22 protein-coding genes and 1 tRNA gene are annotated in these 23,194 nt (G+C 31.9%); 16 read left to right on the top strand and 7 right to left on the bottom strand.

Annotation, left to right across the window (positions count from 1 at the left end; all coding sequences use genetic code 11):
• Positions 1-111: 111 nt before the first annotated feature.
• The 8 genes from VP395_RS08550 (at position 112) to VP395_RS08585 (ending at position 8,833) form a co-directional block, all read left to right on the top strand.
• Positions 112-1,944: a M1 family metallopeptidase gene (locus VP395_RS08550; RefSeq protein ID WP_346241482.1), complete on the top strand. Its 1,833-nt coding sequence runs from the start codon at positions 112-114 to the stop codon at positions 1,942-1,944.
• 18 nt (positions 1,945-1,962) lie between these two features.
• The gene (locus VP395_RS08555; RefSeq protein WP_346241484.1) at positions 1,963-2,613 is read left to right on the top strand and encodes a DUF3826 domain-containing protein; all 651 of its coding nucleotides are present in this window, start codon (positions 1,963-1,965) and stop codon (positions 2,611-2,613) included.
• A 99-nt stretch (positions 2,614-2,712) separates the two neighbouring features.
• Complete coding sequence (locus tag VP395_RS08560; RefSeq protein ID WP_346241486.1) at positions 2,713-3,210, top strand: DUF922 domain-containing protein; 498 nt, start codon at positions 2,713-2,715, stop codon at positions 3,208-3,210.
• Positions 3,211-3,548: 338 nt separating this feature from the next.
• Positions 3,549-4,349 carry a 3-keto-disaccharide hydrolase gene (locus VP395_RS08565; RefSeq protein ID WP_346241488.1) on the top strand — a complete coding sequence of 267 codons (801 nt, stop codon included), beginning with the start codon at positions 3,549-3,551 and terminating at the stop codon, positions 4,347-4,349.
• Positions 4,350-4,392: 43 nt separating this feature from the next.
• Entirely contained in the window at positions 4,393-4,797 is a 405-nt protein-coding gene (gene rnpA / locus VP395_RS08570) for a ribonuclease P protein component (protein WP_346241490.1), read from the top strand.
• Between the two features lie 42 nt (positions 4,798-4,839).
• On the top strand, positions 4,840-6,474 hold the full coding sequence (locus tag VP395_RS08575) for a S41 family peptidase (protein WP_346241492.1): 1,635 nt from the start codon (positions 4,840-4,842) through the stop codon (positions 6,472-6,474).
• A 111-nt stretch (positions 6,475-6,585) separates the two neighbouring features.
• The gene (locus tag VP395_RS08580; protein ID WP_346241494.1) at positions 6,586-7,437 is read left to right on the top strand and encodes an OmpA family protein; all 852 of its coding nucleotides are present in this window, start codon (positions 6,586-6,588) and stop codon (positions 7,435-7,437) included.
• A gap of 25 nt (positions 7,438-7,462) precedes the next feature.
• Positions 7,463-8,833: a T9SS type B sorting domain-containing protein gene (locus VP395_RS08585; RefSeq protein WP_346241496.1), complete on the top strand. Its 1,371-nt coding sequence runs from the start codon at positions 7,463-7,465 to the stop codon at positions 8,831-8,833.
• A gap of 43 nt (positions 8,834-8,876) precedes the next feature.
• Here VP395_RS08585 and VP395_RS08590 read toward each other — a convergent pair whose 3' ends face one another.
• The 3 genes from VP395_RS08590 to rpiB are packed head-to-tail and all read right to left on the bottom strand — an operon-like array spanning position 8,877 to position 10,683.
• On the bottom strand, positions 8,877-9,320 hold the full coding sequence (locus VP395_RS08590; protein ID WP_346241498.1) for a GNAT family N-acetyltransferase: 444 nt from the start codon (positions 9,318-9,320) through the stop codon (positions 8,877-8,879).
• Positions 9,321-9,336: 16 nt separating this feature from the next.
• Positions 9,337-10,248, bottom strand: a complete 912-nt coding sequence (locus VP395_RS08595) for a cation diffusion facilitator family transporter (RefSeq protein WP_346241500.1) — start codon at positions 10,246-10,248, stop codon at positions 9,337-9,339.
• Positions 10,249-10,683, bottom strand: coding sequence for a ribose 5-phosphate isomerase B (gene rpiB, locus VP395_RS08600; RefSeq protein WP_346241502.1), 435 nt, complete (start codon positions 10,681-10,683; stop codon positions 10,249-10,251).
• Positions 10,684-11,307: 624 nt separating this feature from the next.
• Here rpiB and VP395_RS08605 point away from each other — a divergent pair.
• From VP395_RS08605 to VP395_RS08615, 3 genes are all read left to right on the top strand, one after another.
• Positions 11,308-13,533, top strand: a complete 2,226-nt coding sequence (locus tag VP395_RS08605; protein WP_346241504.1) for a ribonuclease R family protein — start codon at positions 11,308-11,310, stop codon at positions 13,531-13,533.
• Positions 13,534-13,653: 120 nt separating this feature from the next.
• Positions 13,654-14,328 (top strand): head GIN domain-containing protein, encoded by a 675-nt coding sequence (locus VP395_RS08610; RefSeq protein WP_346241506.1) that lies wholly within the window; start codon positions 13,654-13,656, stop codon positions 14,326-14,328.
• 126 nt (positions 14,329-14,454) lie between these two features.
• A complete protein-coding gene (locus tag VP395_RS08615; protein WP_346241508.1) occupies positions 14,455-15,135 on the top strand; it encodes a LysE family translocator in 681 nt (226 codons plus the stop codon).
• A gap of 35 nt (positions 15,136-15,170) precedes the next feature.
• On the opposite strand, the gene VP395_RS08620 is transcribed toward VP395_RS08615, so the two are convergent.
• Together VP395_RS08620 and folB are read right to left on the bottom strand one after the other, a co-directional pair.
• Positions 15,171-15,241: transfer RNA gene (locus tag VP395_RS08620), tRNA-Cys, on the bottom strand.
• A 51-nt stretch (positions 15,242-15,292) separates the two neighbouring features.
• Entirely contained in the window at positions 15,293-15,655 is a 363-nt protein-coding gene (folB, locus tag VP395_RS08625; RefSeq protein WP_346241510.1) for a dihydroneopterin aldolase, read from the bottom strand.
• 102 nt (positions 15,656-15,757) lie between these two features.
• On the opposite strand from folB, the gene VP395_RS08630 reads away from it, so the two are divergent.
• From VP395_RS08630 to VP395_RS08645, 4 genes are all read left to right on the top strand, one after another.
• Complete coding sequence (locus VP395_RS08630) at positions 15,758-17,764, top strand: glutamine--tRNA ligase/YqeY domain fusion protein (RefSeq protein ID WP_346241512.1); 2,007 nt, start codon at positions 15,758-15,760, stop codon at positions 17,762-17,764.
• Positions 17,765-17,834: 70 nt separating this feature from the next.
• Positions 17,835-18,320: a DUF1761 domain-containing protein gene (locus tag VP395_RS08635; RefSeq protein WP_346241514.1), complete on the top strand. Its 486-nt coding sequence runs from the start codon at positions 17,835-17,837 to the stop codon at positions 18,318-18,320.
• A gap of 67 nt (positions 18,321-18,387) precedes the next feature.
• Positions 18,388-19,545, top strand: a complete 1,158-nt coding sequence (locus VP395_RS08640) for a GNAT family N-acetyltransferase (protein WP_346241516.1) — start codon at positions 18,388-18,390, stop codon at positions 19,543-19,545.
• Positions 19,546-19,627: 82 nt separating this feature from the next.
• Positions 19,628-19,828, top strand: a complete 201-nt coding sequence (locus VP395_RS08645) for a hypothetical protein (RefSeq protein ID WP_346241518.1) — start codon at positions 19,628-19,630, stop codon at positions 19,826-19,828.
• A gap of 54 nt (positions 19,829-19,882) precedes the next feature.
• Here VP395_RS08645 and VP395_RS08650 read toward each other — a convergent pair whose 3' ends face one another.
• The gene (locus tag VP395_RS08650; RefSeq protein WP_346241520.1) at positions 19,883-20,809 is read right to left on the bottom strand and encodes an SPFH domain-containing protein; all 927 of its coding nucleotides are present in this window, start codon (positions 20,807-20,809) and stop codon (positions 19,883-19,885) included.
• 80 nt (positions 20,810-20,889) lie between these two features.
• Here VP395_RS08650 and VP395_RS08655 point away from each other — a divergent pair, with 80 nt between their 5' ends.
• The gene (locus tag VP395_RS08655) at positions 20,890-21,573 is read left to right on the top strand and encodes a hypothetical protein (RefSeq protein WP_346241522.1); all 684 of its coding nucleotides are present in this window, start codon (positions 20,890-20,892) and stop codon (positions 21,571-21,573) included.
• A 74-nt stretch (positions 21,574-21,647) separates the two neighbouring features.
• Here VP395_RS08655 and gltX read toward each other — a convergent pair whose 3' ends face one another.
• Positions 21,648-23,180 carry a glutamate--tRNA ligase gene (gene gltX, locus VP395_RS08660; protein WP_346241524.1) on the bottom strand — a complete coding sequence of 511 codons (1,533 nt, stop codon included), beginning with the start codon at positions 23,178-23,180 and terminating at the stop codon, positions 21,648-21,650.
• Between the last annotated feature and the right edge of the window lie 14 nt (positions 23,181-23,194).

Consider the following 23,194-nt stretch of genomic DNA (forward strand, 5'->3'; position numbering starts at 1 on the left):
TATAAATATTTTAGTTTCTTAAAACTATTAAGGTATTTAAAATAGATTTTGAAATAATTTCAGAATCTATTTTTTTATTATTTTGAAACCGCATATAAAACAAAAAAAAAAATGAAACAATTAGTTATTTCTGCACTTTGCGTTTTGGCATTCTGTTCATGTAATAGTGCACAACCTGTTACAACAGCTACAACACATCAAAACACGCCAACTTCTTGTTATTGGCAACAACACGTCGATTATAAAATGGCTATTGATATGGATGTAAATACCTATCAATATAAAGGCAAACAAACTTTGGTATACACCAATAATTCACCCGATGTTTTAAACCGTGTGTATTATCACTTGTTCTTTAATGCCTTTCAACCGGGTAGCGAAATGGATGTACGTTCACAAACCATTGCCGACCCAGACCGCAGAGTTAAAGACCGTATAGGCAAACTACAACCTAACGAAGTTGGATATATAAAAGTCAATTCCTTAAAACAAAACGGCACAACTATAAAGCATGAAACCGTTGGTACTGTTTTAGAAGTCGATTTAGCAAAACCCATCCAACCAGGTGAAAGCGTCACTTTTGATATGGATTTTGATGGACAAGTGCCTGTACAAATACGTCGTTCTGGTAGAAACAACAAAGAAGGTGTAGCGTTATCTATGGCGCAATGGTACCCAAAAATGGCAGAATACGATTTTGAAGGTTGGCATGCCGACCCGTATATAGGTCGCGAATTTTTTGGTGTTTGGGGCGATTTTGATGTGAAAATAACTATTGATAAAAACTACATTATTGGTGGCACTGGCTACTTACAAAACCCAAACAACATTGGTTATGGTTACGAAACTGAAACCGTAAACCGTCCAAATACAAATAAACTAACTTGGCATTTTCTAGCACCTAAAGTACACGATTTTACGTGGGCTGCCGACCCCAATTATATTCACGATAAAGCACAAGTGCCTAATGGCCCGATGCTGCACTTTTTCTATAAAAATACCATGTCTGATGAACAAAAGGACAACTGGAGACGCATTCAACCTAAAGCCATTGAATTCATGCAGTATTATAGCAACCTTGTAGGAAAATATCCATACAAACAGTATTCCATCATTCAAGGTGGCGATGGCGGTATGGAATATGGTATGTGTACACTTTTATTAGGTGAAGGCACTTATGAAGGCATGCTAAAAGGCACCATATCACATGAAATGGCACATACTTGGTTTCAATTTTTATTGGCAAGCAACGAATCTAAACACCCGTGGATGGATGAAGGTTTTTCTACTTATATAGAATATAATGCTGTTAACAGTCTATTTAATGAAGGCAAAGAAAACGCCTTGGAAGAAGTTTATAATGCCTATATTTCCTTAGCTAAATCAGGAAAAGAACAGCCCTTAACAACACAAGGAGACCGCTATGTATTTAACCGTGCCTACAGTTTAGCATCGTACTACAAAGGCGCCGTGTTTTTAGCGCAATTAGGCTATATTATGGGGCAAGAAAATTTAAACCTTACCATCAAAAAATATTTTAACGACTTTGTATTTAAGCACCCAAAACCGCTAGACATTATCCGTACTGCCGAAAATATTTCTGGTTTAGAACTTGATTGGTATTTAACCGATTTTGCACAAACCACCAACACAATTGATTATGGCGTAAAATCCATTGAAGGCAACAGTGTTTGTTTAGAGCGTATTGGCTTAATGCCCATGCCTATAGATGTTACCGTTACTTACACCGATGGCAAAACCGAAGATTTTTACATTCCGTTACAAATGATGCGTGGTGAAAAACCAACCAAAGCCACCCTTATAAAAGATTGGGCTTGGGCATATCCTACCTATACCTTTACAACAAAAAACACAGTAAAAAGTGTAGAAATAGATCCAAAAAATTTAATGGCAGATATTAATAAAGAGAATAATAAAAAGTAACTTAAAGCAAAATTGTTTATGAATATCAAGAGTCTAGGAATCCTATTTATAATATTTCTATTAACGCCAAGTGTTTGTTCTGGTCAAGAAAATAATGACGCAGATTTAAAAGAAAAAGCTGGTAACTGGGTTACAGAATTGAAACTGGATAATAAAGAAAAAGAAAGCCAAGTAACCAAAGTGATATCAACACATTTAATAACGGTACGTAATTGGCACAATAGCCATCCGTTTGATGGTGTCCCTGCGGGAATTAATCCAATAACAGGAGAAAAATTATCAGATTTAGATCGCTCCATTATCGCCGATTCTGCCATGCCTAGTTCCGTACATGAAGCACTTATAACCGGACTTAAAACAAACCTTACAGACAATCAAGTTGAGGCCATCCTAGATAAATATACCATAGGAAAAGTAGCCTTTACTATGAAAGCATATCGAGAAATTGTAACCGATTTGACCGCCGAAGAGGATGCCGAACTTTTAAAAAACCTTAAATTCGCTCGTGAAATAGCAATAGATTTTAAAAGCATGAAACAAATCTCAGCTATTTTCGAAATTTATAAAACCAAAAACGAACAATACTTAAACTCAAATGGACGTAGCTGGAGACAACTGTATAGCGATTATGTTAAACGCTTAAAAACTGAAAAAGAAAAAAACAAATAGTAAAATTATTAGTAAATAGATATTTACAAGAAGCATAATAAAAAGTAGCATTTGAAAGTTTTTGTGTCAATTTTTACACTATTGGTTTTAAACAACACTTTGTTTTCCCAAGAAAATAATTCATCAAGTAATGATAGTATTATTACTTGGAGTAAAACCTATAAATTGGAATGGCAAGATTATACTGGAAAGATGAACCCCGATATTTTTGCTTATGCCGTTACCAGTTATAAAATAGATATCATCCCAGAAAATGTTAAAGTAGATGCACAAGATAATATTTTGAATTATCAAGATTTAACAGTGCTTGCCAATTTTTATAAAAACCATTCTTGGGCTATTTCCACAGATGTGGATTTATTAAACCATGAGCGCTTACATTTTGATATCGCAGAGTTGTTCGCAAAAAAAATAAGAACCCGTTTTTCAGAATTAAAGGCGGCAAAGGAAAAACGATTTTCTGTTTATTGGGACGAATATAGCATCTTATGGAAAGCTTGTAGGCAGCTACAAAAGCAATATGATTTAGAAACAAATCATGGTGAAAAAAAGGCAGAAAACGACCAATGGATTGCAAAGATTAACGAAGAACTTTAGTTAGGGTTGCAGATTTTATAAAAATTACTTTTAATGAAAATGAAGATGTCCTTTGCAATTTTCCTGAAGTATATGAAAAAACCGCAATAACCAAGTACATTGCAATCCTCGGTACTACGTTTATAAGAACTTTTATGTTCACTCGACGCTATGAGGTTTTAAAAGATATAGCTTGAACGCCCAAACACTAAAATAGTATCATAAAGCACTACCATTTTTTAATTTCATTAGCTTTTAACCCCTCTTTACACAAATTAAAGTGGGATTTCTTATACTTGATTTATGAAAGAAAAATGCTAACTTCGTTTTCACACAACAACCCACAAAGCACAAATTACATGCAAATCTCTTTTCTATTTCAACGGTTTTTCCAAATTTTAATTTTCATTTATTTTTCTTCATCCTATGGTCAAATTGAAAATATAGAAACTTCAAACTGGATTTCATTATTCAACGGTGAAAACTTAGATGGCTGGACTGTTAAGATTAATGGTCAACCATTAAATGAAAATATACACAATACCTTTTACGCAGAAGAGGGTATCCTCAAAGTTTCCTATGAAAAATATGAAAAATTTGACATGCAATTTGGTCACCTTTTTACAAATATTGCTTATTCACACTATATCTTTAAAGTTGAATATAAAATTTTTGGTTCTGGAATGCCGGATGCACCTCACTGGACAAACCTAAATAGTGGAGCTATGTTGCATGCACAATCACCTCAAAGCATGCGTATTGACCAAGCTTTTCCTGTAAGCCTTGAAGGACAATTTCTGGCAGAAGGCGCTACGGCCGGAACACAAACTGGTAATGCGGTAACACCTGGTACACATATTGAAATAGGCGGGAAACTTACTAAAGAACATATTGTTAATTCAAATTCAAAACTTTTCCCAGTAAACACATGGGTAACTTTTGAGGCTGAAGTACACGGGAATGAAAAAATTATATATCGAATAAATGGAGAAGAAGTAATTCAATTTAACCATCCGCAGCTCGATGATACAGATAAAGATGCTAAAAAATTACTTGAATTAGGAGCAGACAAATATGTTGACCATGGGTTTATTGCATTGCAGGCCGAAGGGCAACCCATCTGGTTTAAAAACATTCAAATTAAGGTACTAAAAAAGTAATCATTTTTTTATTTCATTACCTTTGGCTTTTAAACCTACAAAGTTGAAATTCACATTCAATAAAAAAGAAAAACTTAAAAGCAAAAAGCTTATCGAGCAATTGTTTGCCAGTGGGCAATCGGTTTCAGCATTTCCGTTGCGTTTGGTGTATTTACCAACCACTTTTGATGACGCTATTTTGGCAAAAACAGGGGTTTCTGTTAGTAAACGACAATTTAAAACTGCCGTAGCCAGAAACCGTATAAAACGTTTAATTCGAGAGGTTTACCGACTAAACAAAGCCAACTATTTTAACAACATTACAACACAATATGCGTTTATGATTTTGTACATTGGCAAAGAAAAACCCACTTTAGCCCAAGTAGAAGCCCGCATGAGCCACCTTTTTGATAAGTTTTTAAAAAAGGTTTCAGAAACTGAAAAATCAAATAATGATGACATGCCATAAAAGAACATTTTGGTTGTCAAACAAAACAATAAATCTTAACAGATGAAAAAATTACTTAAAAAAAGAATACTAATTCCTGTAATAGCCTGTGTACTATTTCTATCAACCACAGCTTTTAAAAACGATTTTTTTGAAATAGCCAAGCAAATAGAAATATTCACCACGCTTTTTAAAGAGCTCAACATGAATTATGTAGACGATACCAACCCGGGCGACCTGATGGACACTGCTATAAAAAGCATGTTGGAAAATTTAGATCCATACACCAATTTTATGAACGAACAGGATGTAGAGTCTGCTAGAATTAATAATACCGGCGATTATACAGGCATTGGAGCAAAAGTAAAAACCTTAAAAGACAAATTAGTTATTGTAGAGCCTTATAAAAATTATCCGGCAGATAAAGCGGGTTTAAAAGCGGGCGACGAAATTATAAAAGTAGGGAACACCCTTATTGAAACCTACAAAGAAGACGCAGGTGAATTACTTAAAGGCGCTACCGATACACCGGTAGAAGTAACCTACAAACGCCAAGGAAAAACCCAAACAGCTACCATAAAACGCGCTGAAGTTGAAATTAAGGCGGTTCCGTATTTCTCGATGGTTAATAACAAAACGGGATTTATAGTATTAAGTCGTTTTAACGACAAAGCATCTGCCGAAACCAACTACGCTCTGCGCGATTTAAAAGCACAAGGAGCTGAACGTATTATTTTAGATTTACGTGGTAACCCTGGTGGCTTGCTTAACGAGGCTATTAATATTGTAAACTTATTTGTATCCAAAGGGCAGTTGGTGGTTACAACAAAGTCTAAAGTTAAAAAATACAACAAAACCTATTATACCCAAAACGACCCTATCGATACCCAAATACCGTTGGTTATTTTAATTGATGAAGGTAGTGCTTCGGCAAGCGAAATTGTTTCTGGCGCTTTGCAAGATTTAGACCGCGCTGTAATTATTGGTTCTAGAAGTTTTGGGAAAGGTTTGGTACAACGCCCAAAAGAACTGGTTTACGGTACACAGGTAAAAATTACCATTTCTAGATATTACACACCTTCTGGCAGATGCATTCAAGCCTTAGATTATTGGCATAGAAATGACAAAGGTGAAGCTGTTCGTGTAAAACAGGAAAACTATAACGAGTTTAAAACCAAAAACGGCAGAAAAGTGTTTGATGGAGGCGGTGTACTTCCAGATGTAAGTTTTAATGGTTCAAAAAATTCTTCTATAATAAACGCGATTGTTAACAACGATTTAATTTTTAATTATGCTACCAATTATTATTACAATCACGATATAAAAGACGTTAATATCTTACAGCTTAACGATACCGATTTTTTAAACTTTAAAAGTTTTTTAAAGGCTAATAATTTCTCTTTTGAAACTGAAACTGAAAAAGCACTAAACAAAGCTTATGAGGCCGCCAAAAACGACGATTTGGACGATAACATTAAAAACGACTTTAATACGCTTATTTCTAACTTAAACAAGTCGAAAATTAGTGTAATAGACGAAAATAAAGCCTATTTGCTTGAGTTGTTAACCGAAGACATTGTAAAACGCTATGTGTACAGAGAAGGTTTGTATGATTATTATAAACTACACGATGCCGAAATTAAAAAAGCAACGGACATACTTGGTAATCAAACAGCATATTTAAGCTACTTAAAGTAAAATTTGTTGTTTTTTAACCTCTTGTAATCGTCTTTAAACTTAAAAAAGTATAGGTATTAATCAAAATTCATTAAAAACAGTATATTTATATTCAGTTCAATTGCCTACTTTATGAACAAACCGTTGGTTTTATTATTAATAGCACTTCAAAGTGTACTTGTTTTTTCTCAAAAAGAACTAACACACGAAGTTTATTTTGATACCGACAAATACGATATTATTCCAACCGAAGAAAGTAGGCTACTTCTTTTTATTTCAAGCTTGTCAGATACCGATATTGAATCCATTTCCATTTTCGGTTTTTGTGATGATGTAGGTGCCGTTTCGTATAACCTAAAACTTTCGCAACAACGTGCCGATGCCATTAAAACCGTATTTTCTAATAATGAAATTAGCGAAGATTTAATAAGCAATGTAGATGGTAAAGGAAAAATTTTATTAAAAATAGTTGAAGAAAAAAATGTTGTAAAAATTAGGGGTTTAAACCGAAAAGTGGAAATTATTGTAAAGTCCAAACCGCTTAAAATTATTGAAGAAAAACCGAAAAAAATTGAAGTCCCTAAAAAGAAAGATGCCCCAGAACTTCTAAAAGGAGAACTTAAAGTTGGCGATAAAATAGTATTTGAAAATATTTTATTTAAAACAGGTTACAGTCAAGTTATTCCTGAATCTAAAAAAAACTTAGAATCTATTGCAGATGTTTTAGTGGAACGTAAAGATATTTACTTTACCATTCAAGGGCATGTATGCTGCACCCAAAACAGTAGGGATGCTGTTGATAGAAAAACCAAACTTCGCAACCTTTCTGAAGCCCGCGCCGAATACATTTATAACTATTTTATAAAAAAAGGAGTTGATAAAAAACGTATGCGCCATTTGGGTTTACGAAGAAAGTTTCCACTTGGTGGCGACCCAAAATTTGATAGGCGTGTAGAAATAGTTATTACCTATGTGGGTAAATAAAATATGCATATATAGTTTTTTTTTAATGCTATACAGTATGGTTGGTATTGCACAAAACACAGCCATTCCAGATACTAATTTTGAACAAGCTTTAATAGATTTAGGTTTTGATTCTGCACCTATAAATGGTTTTGTGCCAACCGCCAACATTAGTAATATTACCAATTTAGATGTTTCGGTAAAAAACATAACGAATCTAACAGGTATTGAAGATTTTATAGCACTAACTGTTTTAGACTGTTCTAACAACTCACTTTCAAACTTAAATGTATCTCAAAACATTAGTTTATTACAACTATTTTGCAGTAATAACCAGCTAACAAGTTTAGATGTTACCAAGCTAACCAATTTAAACATTTTTTGGTGTGCCAATAATTGGTTGACTAACTTAAATGTTACACAAAACACCAAATTAATTTCACTGGTTTGCGATACAAATCAGTTAGCCTTTTTAGATGTTTCAAAAAATATAAACCTGAATGTTTTTGTTTGCGAAAGCAACCAATTAACAAGTATAGATATAACTAAAAACACCAAATTAAGCAGGTTTCAATGTGGAAATAATTTGCTTTCAAATTTGAATATATCTCAAAATACAAGCCTTGTTTTTTTGTTGTGTGAACAAAATAAACTTGCCAATTTAGATACAAAAACCAATACTGCTTTAGGAACTTTAAATTGTAGTTTTAATGATTTAGCTGAACTTGATTTATCTAAAAATTCCAACTTAACTACTTTAGATTGTAGTAATAATCAATTGTGTAAATTAAATATTAAAAATGGTAACAACAGTAACGCCACTGTAAATTTTAGTGCTAATTTAAACTTAAATTGTGTGGTGGTTGATAAACCAACAAGCACACCTAATAATTGGCAGCCAACTGGTTTTTCAAATTATGTAACTAACCAAAACCAATGCAATAATTTTGTAAATGTAGATACTTTAAATAGTGTGGTTACAAATACCTCTTACACATTACCTACGCTAACTTTTGGTAACTATTTTACACAGTCTGGAGGTAATGGAATTCCTTTATTTGCTGGTGATGTTATAACATCTTCACAAAGTATTTATATTTATAATGAATCGGTTTGTGCTAATAATGAAAGCCGTTTTAGTGTTTTAATTACTTCAGAAGATTATTATATTCCAAAATATTTCACCCCAAATAACGATGGAGCACACGATGTTTGGAAAGTTCAGGATTTTAACAACACCATTAAAACCATCGCTATTTTTGACCGTTATGGGAAACTTTTAAAATACTTACCTGCTAATGCACCTGGTTGGAACGGAAGTTTTAAAGGGCAACAATTAGCTTCAAACGATTATTGGTATATAATTACCTTAAATACTGGCGAATCTATTAAAGGTCATTTTACTTTGAAACGTTAATAATTACTTTCGTTACACTGAACTTGTTTTAGAATGACAATACTTATTCCTTTATCATCGCAATATGCGGAATATCATCTTCTAAATATTCTTCACCAAATACAACAAAACCACAATTATTATAAAAATATTTTAAATGCGCTTGCGCTGAAATTTTTATTGTTTTCTCTTTAAAATAAGTTTCAATTGCTTTAATAGAAGCCTTCATCATATCATAACCATATTTAAAAGTGCGTTGGTTTTTTTCAATTACAACACGACCAATGCTAGCGTATTCAAAATAATCTCCAGATTTAAAAAGTCGGGTATAAGCTATTATTTGCTGGTCTTTTATTCCCAAAACATGAAGTGCCTTATCATCCTTTCCATCAATATCTTGATAAACACAATCTTGCTCAACCACAAAAACTTCACTTCGTAATTGTAAAATTCTATAAAGTTCTTGAAGTGTTAATTCTGAAAAGGTTTTAACTTCAGTTTTAAGCATATAATATTATGATTTTCTAATCTTGAACAATAACTTCTTTAGGATCGTTTTTATTAAATTCTGGTTGAATTGTTACATGGTTTATATTAAATTGTTTATGCAAAATAGATTCAATATCTTGTAATAAACTATCAAATTCAGTAATAGACACATCTTCATTTAAATCTAAATGTGCTTCTAAATGCAACTCGTTATCACTTAAATTCCAAATATGTACGTGGTGCAATTTTTTTACTTTAGGTAATTCATTTACCAATATAACCACCTCTTTAATGCTAATATGTTCTGGAGTGAATAGCATAAGCATTTTAGTTGATGTTTTTAACAAATCATAACCCACCCAAATTAAATATAGGGCAATTAAAAAAGTAAGTAAACTATCCACCCAAAAAAGTTGGTAAAATTTCATTAATAAACCTCCAATAAGCACAGCTATACTTGCTAACATATCGGTTAATAAATGTAAATAAGCACTACGCATATTTATATTATTATTGGCATCTTTTTTAAGTAAAAGTACACTTAATCCGTTAGCAATAATTCCTAAAAGTGATAACCAAATAACTAAACCAGATTTAATATCTTCAGGATTTTGAAAACGTTTAACGGCTTCAATAATTAATAAAATAGCAATAATTATTAAGGTAGAAGCATTTACAAATGCCGCTAAAATTTCTGCACGTTTATAACCAAATGTTCTTTGTATAGAAGCTTCTTTTTTTGCTAATTTATTAGCTACATAGCTTACAACTAAAGACAATACATCACTAAAATTATGAAGTGCATCGCTTAATAGTGATAAACTACCAGATATTAATCCACCAACAACTTGAGCAGCCGTAATAAGAATATTTAATAAAATAGATATTAAAAGATTACGACCTTTTAACTCATTATGTGAGTGTGTATGATTATGAGAATGACTCATTTAACAAGACACCGGTATTTTATCAATACGTGTTTGATGGCGACCACCTTCAAATTCTGTATTTAAAAATACATCCACCATTTCAATGGCTTGCTGGATAGCTGTAAACCTTGCTGGAATACATAAAATATTAGCATTATTATGACTGCGAATAAGATGTACAATTTCCTTATTCCAGCATAAACCAGCACGTATTTTTTGGTGCTTATTCGCAGTCATTGCCACACCATTAGCACTACCACAAATTAAAATACCAAAATCAGCTTTATTAGTTTCAACATCGGTAGCAACTGGGTGTACAAAATCAGCATAATCTACACTATCTATACTATCAGTACCATAATTTTTAATAGTATAACATTTTGATTCTAAATACTTTACAATAGCAAGTTTATAATCAGTTCCTGCGTGGTCGTTTCCTATAGAAATTTTCATTTTATATATATTAATGTATCCTTATACAAAGGTAGTAATTATAAACAATGTGCATTAATATATTCATTACTTGTTAATAAGTGTTTATAGTTTTTTAAAAGAAAAAAATTGATAATCCATTTATTTTTCTAATCAAAAACAAGAAGTATATATCCAAAAATTTAACTCACTTTTTTTAGCTAAGTTTTAAGCTTTTAAAAGGATATATATAAACATCCATTTTAAAATATTTTTCAATAATTAACAGTGTTTTTAAGTTGTTAACAACTGTTTATATAAAAATTAAATGACTTAAAAATGAACCTATTAAATTAATATAACATGTTAATTAACTATTAATAGAATGTAAATTAATTGTAATCATAATAAAAGTTAAAAAAGTTATACCGCTATTAACACACTATTATAATCATCACTTAATTTTTTAAATTTTAAAAAGAAAATAATAATATAATATATAATGTGGATAAGTTGATTTTAAGATAGTTTAACATTAAAAAAATAGTCTTTAATATTTTAATTGTAACTTTGCTAAAAGAAATAGCAAATACTTCTCCTTAACAGTGCTATTTAATAAAACAATTTCCTGTATCTTAGGAAATAGAAAATGATTACAAAAATTAAATGACAAGAAAGAAAAAAGGAAAGTCCAAAAAAGGTATTTCCAACCTTACAAATACTATTTTAAGTATTATAAAAAAAGATAAAAATCAAAGTTTTAACTATAAACAAATAGCTTCAAAACTTAATGTAAATGATGCAAGTAGCAGAAATCAAATTATAAAAAAATTAGCAGAACTTGCTGTTCAAAAAGAAATTGAAGAAGTAGAACGTGGTAAGTTTAAAGCAGTATTTAATGCAGAATACCACAAAGGTATTTTAGATTTAGCAGCAAAAGGAAATGGATATATTATTTCCGAAGATTTTGATGATGATATTTTTATAGCATCAAACAATATAAATAAAGCCTTAAATGGTGATGAAGTTGAGTTTTATGTTTACAAACGTCGCCATCGAGGTAAAATGGAAGGCGAAATTACCCAAGTTTTAAAGCGAGAAAAAAGCGAATATGTTGGTACCATTCAAATTCATGAGAAAAAGAATTTTGCCTTTGTAGTAGCGGATAGTAATAAAATGTACAAAGATATTTTTGTACCAATTAATAAGATTAATAAAGCCGAAGATGGCGATAAAGTTTTGGTAAAACTTGAAGATTGGCCAGAGAATGCCGATTCTCCTTATGGAAAAGTAATTCAAGTTCTAGGAAAACCAGGAGATCATAATACCGAAATCCATTCTATTTTAGCTGAATATGGTTTGCCCTATGAATTTCCACATGAAGTTGAAGAATTTGCCAATAAATTAGATACGTCAATTACTGCTGAGGAGATTTCAAAACGTCGCGATATGCGTCAAGATTTAACCTTTACCATCGACCCAAAAGATGCTAAAGATTTTGATGATGCTTTATCTTTTAAAGTTTTGAAAGATGGTTTATATGAAATAGGTATTCATATTGCCGATGTATCGCATTATTTACAAGAAGGTACCGTTTTAGATGATGAAGCTTATGAGCGTGCAACGTCTATTTATTTGGTAGATCGCGTAGTACCTATGCTTCCTGAAGTATTATCAAATAATGCGTGTTCATTAAGACCTTTCGAAGAAAAATTAACATTTTCTGCAGTCTTTCAAATGAATGAAAAATGTGAGATTAAAAATGAATGGTACGGTAGAACAGTAACGTATAGCGATGCGCGTTTTGCATACGAAGAAGCACAGGCTGTTATCGAAAATAATGTAAGGTTGAGTGCAGTCGAAACCTCTCAAATTAATACAACAATTCCAAGTGAAGTTTCTTTAACTGGAACCGAATACAATACATCTATAGAAATTGCTCAAGCCATATTAAAAATGGATGAACTTGCTAAAAAAATGCGAGCAAAACGTATGATTTCTGGAGCTATTTCATTTGATAAAGTAGAAGTAAAGTTTGATTTAGATGAACATGCAAACCCTGTGGGTGTATTTTTTAAAACTAGCAAAGATGCTAATAAATTAATTGAAGAATTTATGTTATTGGCAAACCGAAAAGTATCGGAATTTGTTGGTAAAAAAGACCCTAAAAAAACCTTTGTTTATCGTGTACATGATGAACCAGACGATAGTAAATTGGCTAATTTACAAGGTATTGTATCAAAGTTTGGTTATAAATTAAATTTTAAAGACCGTAAAACAACGTCGGCATCTCTTAACTTTTTACTAAAAGAAGTTAATGGTAAAAAGGAACAAAATTTAGTAGATACGCTTGCAATTAGAAGTATGAGTAAAGCCGAATATTCTACGCACAACATTGGTCATTACGGGTTGGCTTTCGATTACTACAGCCATTTTACATCGCCTATTCGTCGTTATCCAGATGTGATGGCACATCGCTTGCTTCAACATTATTTAGATGGTGGAAAATCGGCCAATGAAGATATTTACGAAGAAAAATGCAACCATTCCAGTAATATGGAAAATTTGGCAACCAAAGCTGAACGTGATTCCATTAAATACATGCAAATTAAATTTATGCAAGATCATAAGGATGAAGATTTTGTAGGTGTTATTTCTGGGGTTACCGATTGGGGGATTTATGTAGAAATAATTTCCAATAAATGTGAAGGTATGGTAAGTGTTCGAGATATGAAAGACGATCATTATGCATTCGATCAAGAACAATATGCCATGATAGGCAGAAATAATAAAATCATGTACCAATTGGGTGATGAAGTTGTTGTAAAAGTTAAAAATACCGATCTAGTAAAAAAGCATCTTGATTTCAATTTAATAGGAAAAAATGAATAGAATATCATTTATATGAAGTTTCTAAAGAAAAGAATCTTGTTATAATTTTTTCTTAAAATATATGAATTGCGGAATAATTGTTGATTATTCACGTTTTTATAAAAAATCATTTAAAATAATATGAAACGTTTAATTTTATTAGCAACTATTTTAATATCTGGAGCCGCTATTGCTCAAAAATCAATAGAAAAAAATATTGGTGAGTTTAAAGAACTAAAAGTTTACGATTTAATAGAAGTTGAATTGGTAAAATCCAACGAAAACAAAGCCATTATTACAGGAAGTAATACACAAGAAGTGGTAATAAACAATAAGAATGGTACACTTAAAATAAAAATGAACATTGGAAAAATTTTTGATGGCAACAATACCAAAGTTATTTTGCATTATACGTCTTTAGATATTATAGATGTTAACGAAGGCGCAAAAGTATCTGGAAAAGATAGTATTAAACAGTTCGAAATAGATTTAAGAGCACAAGAAGGCGGTAGTATAGAAATTCCTTTAGATGTTAATTATGCTATTATTAAATCGGTTACTGGTGGAAAAATTAAAGCTACAGGTAATGCAAAATCGCAAAAAATATCGTTATTAACCGGAGGTATTTATAATGCTGAAAACCTTGAAACCAATAAAACCGAAGTGTCTATTAATGCAGCTGGTGAAGCCTATGTAAAAGCAACAAAATTGGTAGATGTAAAAATTAGGGCAGGAGGCGATGTTTATATTTATGGAAACCCTGAAACTGTTAATGAAAGCACTGTTTTAGGAGGCCGTATAAAACGAATGGAATAAAAATTAAAATAATAAATTTACTAAAACCCATTGCTTGCAATGGGTTTTGTTTTTAATTCACTTTTAAAAGAAACCTATAAGTTTTAAAATATTTCTTTACTTTGTATTAAACCCTTACATATAATTATGCTTGACGACATTTTAGCGGCAATTCCCTTTGGAATCATTCTAGCTTTTACAATAGGCCCAGTGTTTTTTGTGCTTCTTGAAACTAGTGCAACCAAAGGTTTTAAAAGCGCTTTAATATTTGATTGTGGTGTAATGTTGGCAGATATTATATTTATTATAGTGGCTTTTTTTAGTACTAGCAAACTATTGGAGACCATAAAAGACGATCCTAGTTTTTTAATTTTTGGAGGTGTTTTATTAGTAACCTATGGGTTTATTTCATTCATTAAAACATCAAAATCATTTAGAGAAATTGTTAGAGAATATCATAAAATTGAAATTAAAAGAGGCTATGGAAAACTGTTTTTAAAAGGTTTTTTGCTAAATTTTATTAATATTGGTGTGTTATTGGGTTGGGTGGCATTTATAGTAATTGCAAACTCAATAACAAGTTCAAATGATGGGGTAGTGGTTTTTTTAAGTACCATTTTAATAGTTTATTTTTTAGTAGATTTAGTTAAAATAGTTATTGCAAAAAAATTAAAAAACAGATTAACACCGCGTATTATTTTTAAAACAAAAAAAATAATAGCTTTAGTAATATTAGGTTTTGGTGTTTTACTTTTAGTTCAAGGATTTTTTCCAAAAGAAAAAGAACTTATAAAAGAAAAATTAGAAAATATAAGTCCATTAAAGTAAAAAAGCTTCTGATAAATTCAGAAGCTTTTTTTTTGAGGTGTCGAGCGGATTCGAACCGCTGTAGCAGCTTTTGCAGAGCTGAGCCTAGCCACTCGGCCACGACACCTTATTTACGTGTGCAAATGTAAAAAAAATTGTCAATTTTCAACTGTTAAAATTAATTTTTACGCTTATCTTTCATTTTTATAGTAACTTTTTCTACATCACCACCTATTGGGGGGTTTAATTTGCTAATCCAAACAGTTGCTTTTTTTACTAATTTATCTTCATTAAAAATTCGATTTAAAATACGTTTTGCAACGGTTTCAAGTAGGTGAGAAGCTATTAGCATTTCTTCTTTTATAATTCGATTTAAAAACACATAATCTACAGTATCAGAAAGTTTATCTGTTTTTGCAGCGGTTTGTAAATTAGCTTCAACTTGTAAGTCTACACGGTAATCGCTACCTATTTTTGTTTCTTCTTGTAAGCATCCATGATAAGCAAATACACGAATATTTTCAACTTTTATAATTCCCATGTTAGGTGGTTTTAAGTCGGCAAAATTACCTAATTTTACGCAATATTTTTGTTTAATTAATTTAATGTTTCTTACAACTAGTAAAGCATTTCGATATATTTTATGTCTGAAGAAAGAAAACCGCTCAATTTTTTAGAGCAAATCATAGAAGAAGATTTGGCTAATGGGATGCCGCAAAATAAATTGCGTTTTCGTTTTCCACCAGAACCTAACGGATATTTACATATTGGGCATACAAAGGCTATTGGTATTAGTTTTGGTTTGGGTGAAAAGTATAACGCACCTGTAAACCTTCGTTTTGATGATACAAATCCAGCAAAAGAAGAGCAAGAATATGTAGATGCTATTAAGGAAGATGTGGCTTGGTTAGGTTATAAATGGGATAAAGAATTATTTTCTTCAGATTACTTTCAACAGCTTTACGATTGGGCAATTTTGTTTATTAAAGAAGGAAAAGCCTATGTAGATTCGCAATCTAGCGAAGTGATGGCTGAACAAAAAGGAACACCCACACAACCCGGTGTTGATGGCCCTTTTAGAAATAGAACCGTAGCAGAAAATTTAAATTTGTTTGAATGTATGAAAGCAGGCGAATTTGAAGAAGGCGAACATATTTTGCGTGCTAAAATAGATATGCAACACCCGAATATGCTATTGCGCGATCCTATTATGTATCGTATTTTAAAGAAACATCACCATAGAACAGGAAATGATTGGTGTATATACCCAATGTACGATTGGACACATGGCGAAAGTGATTATATAGAACAAGTATCACATTCTTTATGTTCATTAGAATTTAAACCTCATAGAGAGCTTTATGATTGGTTTTTAGACCAATTAGTAGATCCCAATTTAGTTAGACCAAAACAACGTGAATTTGCGCGTTTAAATTTAAGTTATACCATTATGAGTAAGCGTAAGTTGCTTAAATTGGTTGAAGATGGCATTGTAAAGGGTTGGGACGACCCACGTATGCCTACCATTTCTGGTTTGCGTCGCAGAGGTTACACACCTGCAGCTTTAAGAAAATTTGTTGAAACTGTTGGTGTTGCCAAACGTGATAATATTATTGATGTATCACTTTTAGAGTTCTGTATTCGTGAAGATTTAAATAAAACGGCACCACGTGTTATGGTGGTTTTAGACCCTGTTAAATTGGTTATTACTAATTATCCTAAAGGAAAAGAAGAATGGTTTGAAGCTGAAAATAACCAAGAAGATGAAAGTGCAGGATTTAGGAAAGTACCATTTTCACGCGAGCTTTATATTGAAAAAGAAGATTTTAGAGAACAAGCTGGCAATAAGTTTTTTAGATTGAAATTAGGCGGTGAAGTACGTTTAAAAAACGCCTATATCATTAAAGCCGAATCTGTTAAAAAAGATGAAAAAGGAACTGTTACAGAAATATACTGTACATATTCTGAAGATATTTCCAAAAAAGTAAAAGGCACATTGCATTGGGTATCTATAAAACATGCTGTAAAAGCTGAAGTTAGGGAATACGATAGATTGTTTATGGACGAAGCTCCCGATAGTCACCAAGACAAAGATTTTATGGAATTTTTAAACCCAGAGTCTTTAAAATTAATTGAAGCTTATGTAGAGCCAAGTTTGTTAGAAGCCAAAACAGGAGAGCGGTTCCAGTTTCAACGTTTGGGTTATTTTAATGTGGATAACGATTCATCTTCAAATAAATTAATATTTAACAAAACCGTTGGATTAAGAGATTCTTGGGAGAAACAAAAACCTGTTGAAAACACTAACAAGAACCAAAATAAACCACAAAACAAAGCATCGCAACCACAACGTAAGGCTATTGATGTTATCCAGCAATTAGGAAAAAAATACACCAACCTTCCAGAAGAAAAACAACTTAAAGCAAAAGAAGAAATTCAAGAACTTGCCAAAGATGTTAGTTACGATGAGTTGCAACCACTTTTTAATACGGCTGCTAAAAAAGTTGGAACACGTATAGCAACAATGATTGCTTTGGGTGTTTTAATTAAGAAAGGACAGGAAAAGAATTTAGAAGTAAATGATTTTATTAATAAAGCGCTAGAAGATTCTAATACTCTTTTAGTTGAAGAAGCAAATGCACTTGTGTAGCATGTTTTTCAAATAACTAAAAACAAACTATTTTAACTATATTTATCATCTAACTTTAACTAAAATTATTATGGATTTTTTAAACCTTGGCGCAATTCTAGTTGCCGCAGTTTCGGCACTGGTTGTTGGATTTATTTGGTATCACCCAAAAGTGTTTGGTAATGCTTGGATGCAAGCTGCCGAAATGACCGAAGAAAAAATGAAAGGTGCTAACATGGCTAAAATTTTTGGTTTAGCTTTGTTTTTTGCCTTTTTATTAGCTACAGCACTACCAGGAATAGTTGTTCACCAAATGGGGGCATTAAGTTTAGTAGGTGGCAACTCAGCGAGTGCACTGCCTTCTTACGAAGCTTTTATGTTAGATTATTCCGAGTCTTTTAGAACTTTTAGGCACGGACTTTTCCATGGTGTTTTAACAGGTGTTTTTATTGCTTTGCCTATTTTAGGCACCAATGCTTTATTTGAACGTAAAAGTGCCAAATACATCCTTATAAATGCGGGTTACTGGATAGTAACGCTTGGTTTAATGGGCGGTATTATTGGCGCTTGGAAATAATTTTTGTAAACTTTTAATATAATTAAAGACTGAAGTGTTTTAACTTCGGTCTTTTTTATTCTCAAATTTGAAATCATTTAAAATTTATCATGCAGTTGCAAACCTTCCCCATTCATGGGATGGTATTGTTGCTCATGATATTTTTTTACAATCTTCGTATTTAAAAGCCTTAGAAGAAGCGTCGTCCAATAATATTCAATTTTTTTATGTTGGAATTTTTAATGAAGAAGATTTAGTTGGTATTGCCATTATTCAACGGGTTCAGTTATATTTAAAAGATATGTTCAGAACCATAAATGTATCTTGTGTAAAAGAGTTTTTTCGCGATGTAGTTTCAAAAGTATTAAAAGGAAATATTTTGGTGGTGGGCAACTTAACACATACTGGACAGCATGGGGTTTTTTTTCAAAAGGAAAACATATCCCAAACTGCCTATTTGAATTTGGTTTATGAAGCTTTAGATGGGATTAAAAATCATATAAAAACAAGCCAAAATAAGACTATACGTGCGGTCATGTTTAAAGATTATTTTCTTGATAACACCATTCATTTAGAAATCGATTTTTTCAATAATCATGAATTACATAAAGTTAAAGTACAGCCTAATATGATTTTGAAACTTCAACCAAATTGGTTAAGTTTTAACGATTATATTAATGATCTTAATAAAAAATACAAACGGCGCTATAAAACGGCAAGAACTAAATTAAATGGCATTATGTGCTCAGAACTAGATTTAGAAGCTGTTAAAGCCAATTCTAGCAGGTTACACGCCTTGTATTTAAATGTTTCTAGCAATGCGAAGTTTAATACGTTTATATTACCAGAAAATCATTTTTATAGCTTAAAACTACAGTTAGAAAATCGTTTTAGAGTTTTTGGATATTATTTGGATGAAGAACTTATTGGTTTTTTCACTTTAATAGAAAATGAAAAACACCTTGAAACTTATTTTTTAGGGTATGATGAAGCGCATCAATACAAAAACCAGTTGTATTTAAATATGCTTTATAGCATGTTAGACTTTGGTATTAGCAATAATTTTAAAACAGTGGTTTATGCTAGAACCGCTATGGAAATAAAAAGTTCTGTAGGTGCTAAAGCAGAACCCATGGTTGTTTATATAAAACATACCAATGGATTTATAAATGCCACTTTAAAACAGATTTTTGCATTGATGAATCCTAAACAAGAGTGGGAGGAACGCCATCCGTTTAAAAGTTAAAGCTTTTATAAAAAAGTGAATAATTTTCACAACTCGTTTTATTTTAGTAATTTAAATGCTCAGTTTAACAAAAAGGAAAAAAATGAAGGCTAAATTGCTTTTGGAGATATCGAATATTACTCAGGAAATTGAAACAGATTATCCTGAATTGTATCAATATTTAGATGAAAATCCAATAACCATTCCTAATGAAGATAATTTAAATGTTGATGATAAATCGTTAAAGAATTATTTAGAAACTTTAAAAACCATGCTTAAAAAACATAAAGAAGGACATCAATAAAAAAGCCTTATAAATATTTAGTTTATAAGGCTTTTTTGTTGTTTGTATATAAAGTTATTCTTTTTTCTTTTTTTCTTTAGCTTCTTTCATAGCTTCACCAATTTGGTTACTAGCGGTAAAACTAGCAAGCATTTCGTTTAGCATATTGCTCCCTGCCTGTGGCGAATTGGGCATTAAAATTAAGTTGCTGTTGGTACTTTGTCCAATAGATTGAAGTGTATCGTAATGTTGTGTTACTACTATTAAAGCAGATGCTTCTTGGGAGTTTATTCCAACTTTGTTCAGCACTAAAACAGATTCTTCCAAACCACGTGCAATTTCACGACGTTGGTCGGCAATACCTTGTCCTTGTAAACGTTTACTTTCGGCTTCTGCTTTCGCTTTTTCAACAATTAAAATACGTGCTGCATCACCTTCGTATTGCGCTGCGGTTTTTTCTCTATCTGAAGCATTAATACGGTTCATGGCTGCTTTTACTTGTGCATCTGGATCTATATCGGTTACAAGGGTTTTGATAATGTCAAAACCATAATCTAACATGGCATCATTCAATTCTGCCTTTACTGCTAAAGCGATATCGTCTTTTTTCACAAAAACATCATCCAGTTTCATTTTTGGCACTTCTGCACGCACTACGTCAAATACATAACTGGTTATTTGATCGTGCGGATAGTCTAATTTATAAAAAGCATCATATACTTTTTGGGTTAAAACACGATATTGAACAGATACTTTAAGGCGCACAAATACATCATCTAAAGTTTTGGTTTCGATAATAACGTCCAATTGTTGGATTTTTAAACTTAAGCGACCAGCAATTCGGTCAACCAAAGGAATTTTTAGTTGGAATCCAGAATGGCGAATACTTTGAAATTTACCAAAACGTTCAATAATAGCAGCAGTTTGCTGCTTGACGGTAAAAACGAAAGATAAAAATAAAAGAACAGCGAGTACAATGAAGGGGATTGAATAAAAATTCATAATATTTTATTTAAAATTGTTAGAAAAATGCTAATTACTAAATTAAGTTATATTTGTTTATTATTAATCCTAAAGATACAATGAAAAACATACAACTTATCTTATTAGTAGCTATATTACTATGCTTTGTTACAAAAAATTTTGCACAAAAAGGAAATTATAGAATTACTAATGGCATAAGCGTAACAGGCGCTATTACCAAGTTTAATATTGCGACCGATAATTTCACTACGAATCAAGGGGATGGATTTTTGGGCGGATTTAATGCTACGGTTGATATTCCTCACAAATGGTACAATGTAAGTTTTGGTATGCAACTATCTGAAAGTGCTATTGGTATTTCGGCAAGACCACTACAAGTTGTTGCCAATAGCGAATTTATAGATTATAAAATATTTGCTGCTCAAGTAGTGATGTTGGTACAAATCAAGGTAATTCCAGATTATTTTACGATTGATTTAGGTCCCATGCTACAATATAATAGCAAGCTAGAATTAAAAGATAAAAGCAAAGAAAGTTACTTTGTAGATAATTATGCTAATTTATCTGCAGAAGATATTACCGATATTTCTCAATTTAATTTTAATGGCGCTATTGGTGCTTCGGTTGGTTTTAAGTTTTTTAAACTAAAAGCACAATATATATATGGCTTTACCAATATTTTAAATAAGTTGGAAAACCAAAGTCTTAATACCTCTGGTGGCAACGCCCGTTTTAAAGGCAATCAAAACATGTTGGTTTTAGGTGCAATAGCGTCGTTTTAGTGGAATAATCCTGTTGGGCTTTAAAACCAACAGGATTGAGTTATACTAATATTTCTTTTGTGAATTTGTGGCAATTAAAGAGATGAAACTACATTTTCTATTCGCTTAATCGTTTCAGCTTTTCCAATCATATATATAATATCAAATACATCTGGACCTTTCATTTCGCCAACTAAAGCTAAACGCAAAGGTTGCATTACTTTTCCAAAGCCAACTTCTTTTTTACCTATCCAAGTTTTAACTTCGGTTTGCACATTTTCAGCTGTAAAATCAAAAACAGCATTGATAATTTGCTTTAACTCGCTCATTAACTCCCGAGCATCGTTAGTCATTATTTTTGCAAATGATTTTTCATCATAAGTTTTTGGTGTTTCAAAAAAGAATGAGCTCAACTCCCAAAAATCGGAAATAAATGTAGCACGTTCTTTAATCAATCCAACTACAAGAGATATATAGTTTACGTCAATTTCTGCTAATTCTGAATGTTTATTTTTGAAAGTTTCAGCCAACTCATCATCATTTTGTTCTTGCATGTAATGATGGTTAAACCATTTAATTTTATCTGGGTCAAAGCGCGCCCCCGATTTGTTTACGCGTTCTAATTCAAAAGTATGAATCAATTCTTCTAAACTAAAAATCTCTTGTTCGGTTCCTGGGTTCCAGCCTAAAAAAGCTAAAAAGTTAATCATCGCATCAGTGAAATACCCATCTTCTTTATAACCTCTTGAAACTTCATCAGTAACGGGGTCTATCCATTGTAAAGGAAACACTGGAAAGCCTAATTTATCACCATCTCGTTTACTTAATTTCCCTTTTCCTGTTGGTTTTAAAATTAATGGTAAATGTGCAAATTCTGGTTTTTCCCAACCAAAAGCATCGTACAATTGATAGTGTAACGCTAAAGAAGGCAACCATTCTTCACCACGAATTACATGGCTAATTTCCATTAAATGGTCATCTACAATATTAGCCAAATGATAGGTTGGCATGCCGTCGCTTTTAAACAATACTTTATCATCTAAAATGTTGGTATCAATTTTAATATCACCGCGAATAATATCCGTTAAGAGCAAAGTTTCGTCTTGCGGACTTTTAAAACGAATGACATACTCGTGTCCAGCATCTAACTTTGCTTGTACTTCTTCCGCGCTAAGCGATAACGAATTGCTTAATTTTAAGCGGTTGTGCCAGTTGTAAATAAAGGTTTTGCCTTTTGCTTCGTGGTCTGTTCTATAAAAATCTAAATCTTCAGCAGTATCAAAAGCGTAATAGGCGTTGCCTAATGCAATTAATTCATCAGCATATTGTTTGTATAAATGTTTGCGTTCGCTTTGACGGTATGGACCAAATTCGTTTTTATTAGAGCCTGTCCTGAGCGCAGTCGAAGGGCCTTCATCAAACGGTATTCCACACCAATTTAAAGCATCAATAATGTATTGTTCGGCACCTTCAACGTATCGGTTTTGGTCGGTATCTTCTATCCTTAAAATAAAAGTACCATGGTGTTTTTTAGCAAATAAATAGTTGAATAACGCCGTACGAACACCTCCAATATGAAGTGGTCCTGTTGGGCTGGGTGCAAAACGCACACGAACTTTTTTGGTCATGTTTTGTAATTTTG

The sequence above is a fragment of the Mariniflexile soesokkakense genome, from assembly GCF_039650365.1.
In the GTDB taxonomy this organism is placed as follows: Bacteria; Bacteroidota; Bacteroidia; order Flavobacteriales; family Flavobacteriaceae; genus Mariniflexile; species Mariniflexile soesokkakense.